Genomic DNA, 4,873 nt, shown 5'->3' on the forward strand with positions numbered 1-4,873 from the left:
ATTGGCCAGGCCGTCGTTCCCGGCCTGGACCGCGCTGTACACGGCCAGGGACAGAGTCTGGGTCCGGCCAGGCAGGTTCCCGGCGATCATCAGGGTGGCTCCGAACTCTCCCATGGCCCGGGCAAAGGCCAGCATGGTCCCGGCCAGGATTCCACGCACGGCCAAGGGCAGGGAGATCCGCATCAAAACCCTCCATTCGCCGCATCCCAGGGTTCTGGCCGCGTCCTCGTATTTCCGGTCAACGTTTTCCAGGGCCGCCCTGGCCGACTTGAAGACCAGGGGGAAGGCCACCACGGCCGCGGCGATCACCGCCCCCTGCCAGGTGAACATGAGGGTGACGCCGAACATGGACTCCAGCCAGCGGCCGATGAACCCGTTTCGGCCCACCAGAACGATCAGATAGTAGCCCAGCACTGTGGGAGGCAGAACCATGGGCAGGGTGAATACGGCATCCAGCCCGTCCCGCCCGGGGAAACGGAACCGGTGCACGACCCAGGCCAGCAGCACCCCGAACACCAGAGCCAGAAGGGTGGCCAGGGCGGCCACCCGCAGGGTGAGCTGCAGCGGAAACCAGAACGAGGGGTCAAACATGGGCGGGATTCGCGGGCGGCTGGTCCATGAATTGGATGCTCCGCGCCGATAGGGGCTGGTCTTGGCCCAGAGGGGGCTCCGCCGTTGCTTCGAGACTCAACTTTCGGAATCCTCCGTGCCCAGAATTACCGAAAAGGCCTTGAACAGGGCCCAGACCTTTTCCCCCACCGTCAGGTCCAAGGCCTTGACCGACTCGTCCGTGATCAAGGCGCAGACTTCAGTGCCGTCATGAAGCTCCAAAACGATCTCGGCGGAAATGGTTCCCTGGTTGATGCGCTTGATCTCGCCTTGCAGCCTGTTTCGGGAAGATGTTCGAGGGCTGTCCGGATCCTTGACCAGGATGACCAACGGCGCCTTGACAGAGGCCGCCACCATCCGCCCTTCCGCAACGGCGAGCTTGTCCAAAGACTCGTTGGTGATCACCGAAACGATGCTGAATCCGCCCGTGGTCGTGACCACCACCTCGGACAGGATGGTTCCCTTTTTCACCGAGGCGACCTTGCCGATAAACTTGTTTCTGGCGCTGGTTTGCATGCGGGGCTCCTTGTTCATGTAGAAGCTGATGAGGCGGCGAAGGTCGTCCGCCTCGTAGTTGACGTACGAGGCCGTGGCCATGGGCGTGGCATGCCCCAGTATCCGCTGGACCACATGCAGCGGAGCCCCTTCCCTCAGGAGTTCTACGGCCCGGGTGTGGCGGAGCACCATGGGGTTGGCCAGATCCCTGGGCAAACCGATTTCCTGGGCCCGCTCCGAAAACTTGCGTCGGACGAAGCCCTGGTCCAGACGAAAAAGACGACCCTGGAGCCCAGCCAGGAGCGGATGTCTCACCACAGCGGCCAACTCCCGCAAGACCTCGGCCCCAAGGGCCACCTCCCTTGATTCGCGAAGCTCGCTGTCTAGGCCTGACGGACCACCAGCCAGACGGACGATTCCGCCCCCCAGGTCGATATCGGTCCTATCGTCTAGGGAGAGAACCTCGCCCAGCTTGGCTCCGGTATTTCGCAACAACAGGTACAGGCCGTAAACCCGCTCCCGGGAGGTCCGGACGTTGGCACGGCCGGCCTTGTCCCTCCAGCGCCGAAAGGCTGCCGTCAGTTCATCCACCTGCTCCGGGGACAGGTGTTTGACGTCCTCGGACACCCGGAGCATACGCACCGCCTGGGGCTTGGCGTTTGAACCCGAAATCGGGGCCAAATCCTTCGCCTCGTTCAGGCAATCCGTTCCATCCTTCCCGCTGACCAGCCGCTCCGCGGCCACGGCCACCAAGGCCAGGGACGTCTTGTCCAGGGTCTGCAACTTTTCGAGCAATTCAAACATGTCGGTTTCCTTCCCGTCGACGCTTCATGTTCTGTAGCAGTCTATCGCCGTTCAATTGTCGTTCGTCAATTGGATCACGATTTCGAAACGTGAAGTGACCGTGCCGCAAGGCGGTTTGGCACAATACGAACATACGGACAAGTGTCGGAAGTCGTTAACGGCATCAGACCCTGATCTTCCAAGGTGCAGGATTCCCGGCGTCAGCTTTGGTAAGGCCTTGGAATTCGGCCCTTGAGGTCTGCCTACCGCTCTTCTCCCCGAATCCGAACTTTCGTCTCCCGCCCACCCAGGCCGGGTCAAAGGGCTCGAACAAAGCCGGGTCCCGGACCAGGCCATGAAGATGGATGCCGGTCTCGCAGGCAAAGATGTCCGTCCCGGCCACGGCCTTGTTTCGGGACAGAGGCAGGCTGGCGGCTCTGGCGACCAGGGCGCAGAGGCCCGAAATGTCGCTGAGGTCGTAGACCCCCGTTCCCGAGCCCAAGGCCAGATAAGCGGCCAGTTCCTCGGTGGCCGCCACTCCGGCCCGCTCGCCCAGGCCCAGGAGACTTCCGTCGGCCCAATGGGCCCCGCCCTCCAGGGCACTGACGGCGTTGGCCGTGGCCATGCCGAAATCGTCGTGGCAGTGGACGGCAATCTCCAGGTCCACCTTTTCGGCTATCCAGCCGACAAGGGCCGCGACCTTGGAGGGACTCCACCTTCCCACGGTATCGGAGAACCGGACCCGAAAGGCCCCGGCCGTCTGGGCCGTACGGGCCAAAATGAAAAGCTCGTCCCCATTGGCCCGGGAGGCGTCCTCCAACCCGACGCCAACGTCCAGGCCGAGATTGAGGGCCAGGCCGACCGTGTCCCGGATCTTTCGAGCCAGGCCGTCCAGGTCAAGGCCCAGCCGAAGTTCCCGGTGCGGACGTGAGGCCGGAACCCCGATATTGACCCTCTCGAACCCGAGATCGGCCGCTTGGCGTACGTCCTCCTTCCGGCATCGGGCCCAGACCGACAGGATCGTACGATCCAGTCGAGGGCCGGCCCAGTCAAGCAGCGAGGCCAATCCGGCCTGGCCGATCCAGCCGGCCTCGATTTCCTCAACACCCATGGCCGTCAGGCCGTGGACGATCTCCTTCTTTTCCCGGTCCGAGAAGCGGACTCCAAACATCTGCGCCCCTTCGCGCAGGGTGGTGTCGATGAGCATGATCCCCTCCGTGCTTTTCCCGGCCACTGCAAATCCGGAACCAGTGGCCGCGGTTTCGCCAAAGCCGATTTTCCCAGCCTTCCGGCCCCATCGCTCCTGACATCGGCCAAGCCGAAAACGACAAAAATGTAGGTTATGACCTTTTTGTCTGGTCTTTGTCGGGTTCCGCACCGGCCAAATTGGGCCGCTTTTCGGGTCGAGAAAAACAAAAAACACATAATTGCAAAATGTTGAGGAAAACGGGCCCCGGCTGGCACGGCCGTTGCCTTATGGGTCTTCGTCTGACTCGAACATTCAACGAACGGAGGACCATTCCATGAGAAAGGTAGCCATTTACGGCAAGGGCGGCATCGGCAAATCCACCACCACCCAGAACACCGTGGCCGGGCTGTCGGAGATGGGCCGCAAGGTCATGGTCGTGGGCTGCGACCCCAAGGCCGACTCCACCCGGCTCCTCCTGGGCGGATTGGCCCAGAAATCGGTCTTGGACACCCTGCGGGAGGAGGGCGAGGACGTTGAGCTGGACGACATCCGCAAGGCCGGGTTCATGGGCACCTGGTGCGTGGAGTCCGGCGGGCCCGAGCCCGGAGTGGGCTGCGCCGGCCGGGGCATCATCACTTCCATCAACATGCTCGAATCCCTTGGGGCTTACGAGAAGTCCGAGGGCCTGGACTACGCCTTTTACGACGTCCTGGGCGACGTGGTCTGCGGCGGGTTCGCCATGCCCATCCGGGACGGCAAGGCCGAGGAAATCTACATCGTCTGCTCCGGGGAGATGATGGCCATGTACGCGGCCAACAACATTTGCAAGGGCATCATGAAGTACGCCCAGTCTGGCGGGGTCCGTCTGGGCGGGCTCATCTGCAATTCCCGGAACGTGGACAACGAAAAGGAGATGATCGCCGAGCTGGCCAGAAAGATCGGCACCCAGATGATCTACTTCGTGCCCAGGGACAACGACGTCCAGCGGGCCGAGATCAACCGCAAGACGGTCATCGAATGGAACTCCGAGGCCCCCCAGGCCGATCACTACCGCAACCTGGCCCTGGCCATCGACGGGAACGACAAGTTCGTCATCCCCAAGCCCCTGGCCATCGAAGAGTTGGAGCAGCTGCTCATGGATTACGGGCTCATGGCCGCCTGACGCGGTCTGCAAGCCGACACAACCAGAAGGGAGGGAGAACACATGATGATCATGATCCGGGCCATTGTCAGGCCCGAAAAGAGCGACGAGGTCCTGGCGGCCCTCATGGACGCCGGGTTCCCGGCCGTGACCAAGTATGCCGTGGCCGGACGAGGCAAGCAGCGGGGCATCAAGATCGGCGAGGTGACCTACGACGAGATTCCCAAGACCATGCTCATGAGCGTGGTCCGGGCCGAGGACAAGGACTTCGTCCTCCGGACGATCATGGAGGCGGCCAAGACCGGGAACAAGGGCGCCTTTGGCGACGGCAAGATCTTCGTCAGCCCGGTGGAGGAGGTTTACACCATCAGTTCCGGCCTGCGCGAAGGTGAAGCCGAGGAGGTGGCGGCATGAAGGAGATCGTCGCCGTGGTCCGCATGAACATGATGAACCGGACCAAGAAGGCCCTGACCGAGGCCGGCGTGGATGCCTTCTTCGCCCACGAGGCCCAGGGCCGGGGCCGGGGTTTCGTCAATCCTGCGGTCCTGGAGGGGGCCCGCAAGGGCTATGAGGAGGCCGCCGAACTTCTGGGCGAAAAGGGCAAGCTCTACGCCAAGCGAGTCGTCACCGTGGTCGCTCCGGACGAGGACGTGGAG

The 4,873-nt window shown here is 62.9% G+C and carries 6 protein-coding genes; 3 read left to right on the forward strand and 3 right to left on the reverse strand.

Translation table 11 applies throughout. From position 1 onward, the window contains the following. The 3 genes from modB to EOM25_12220 form a co-directional block, all read right to left on the reverse strand. The coding region (gene modB, locus EOM25_12210; GenBank protein ID NCC25935.1) for a molybdate ABC transporter permease subunit at positions 1–591 on the reverse strand (591 nt) is incomplete at its 3' end. Between the two features lie 96 nt (positions 592–687). After that, entirely contained in the window at positions 688–1,908 is a 1,221-nt protein-coding gene (locus tag EOM25_12215; GenBank protein NCC25936.1) for an integrase, read from the reverse strand. A 163-nt stretch (positions 1,909–2,071) separates the two neighbouring features. Further along, complete coding sequence (locus EOM25_12220; GenBank protein NCC25937.1) at positions 2,072–3,094, reverse strand: pyruvate carboxyltransferase; 1,023 nt, start codon at positions 3,092–3,094, stop codon at positions 2,072–2,074. A 316-nt stretch (positions 3,095–3,410) separates the two neighbouring features. On the opposite strand from EOM25_12220, the gene nifH reads away from it, so the two are divergent. The 3 genes from nifH to EOM25_12235 form a co-directional block, all read left to right on the forward strand. Continuing rightward, entirely contained in the window at positions 3,411–4,238 is an 828-nt protein-coding gene (gene nifH, locus EOM25_12225) for a nitrogenase iron protein (protein NCC25938.1), read from the forward strand. 42 nt (positions 4,239–4,280) lie between these two features. Next, entirely contained in the window at positions 4,281–4,631 is a 351-nt protein-coding gene (locus EOM25_12230; protein ID NCC25939.1) for a P-II family nitrogen regulator, read from the forward strand. Further along, positions 4,628–4,873: P-II family nitrogen regulator (locus EOM25_12235; GenBank protein ID NCC25940.1), on the forward strand; the 246-nt coding region annotated here is incomplete at its 3' end. The genes EOM25_12230 and EOM25_12235, both read left to right, overlap by 4 nt.

Source organism: Deltaproteobacteria bacterium (assembly GCA_009929795.1).
In the GTDB taxonomy this organism is placed as follows: domain Bacteria; phylum Desulfobacterota; class Desulfovibrionia; order Desulfovibrionales; family Desulfomicrobiaceae; genus RZZR01.

Bases quoted from the DNA above. Each gene is read 5' to 3' on its own strand.
- nifH (NCC25938.1), top strand. From the start codon at position 3,411: ATGAGAAAGGTAGCCATTTACGGCAAGGGCGGCATCGGCAAATCCACC.
- EOM25_12230 (NCC25939.1), top strand. From the start codon at position 4,281: ATGATGATCATGATCCGGGCCATTGTCAGGCCCGAAAAGAGCGACGAG.
- EOM25_12220 (NCC25937.1), bottom strand. From the start codon at position 3,094: ATGCTCATCGACACCACCCTGCGCGAAGGGGCGCAGATGTTTGGAGTC.
- EOM25_12215 (NCC25936.1), bottom strand. From the start codon at position 1,908: ATGTTTGAATTGCTCGAAAAGTTGCAGACCCTGGACAAGACGTCCCTG.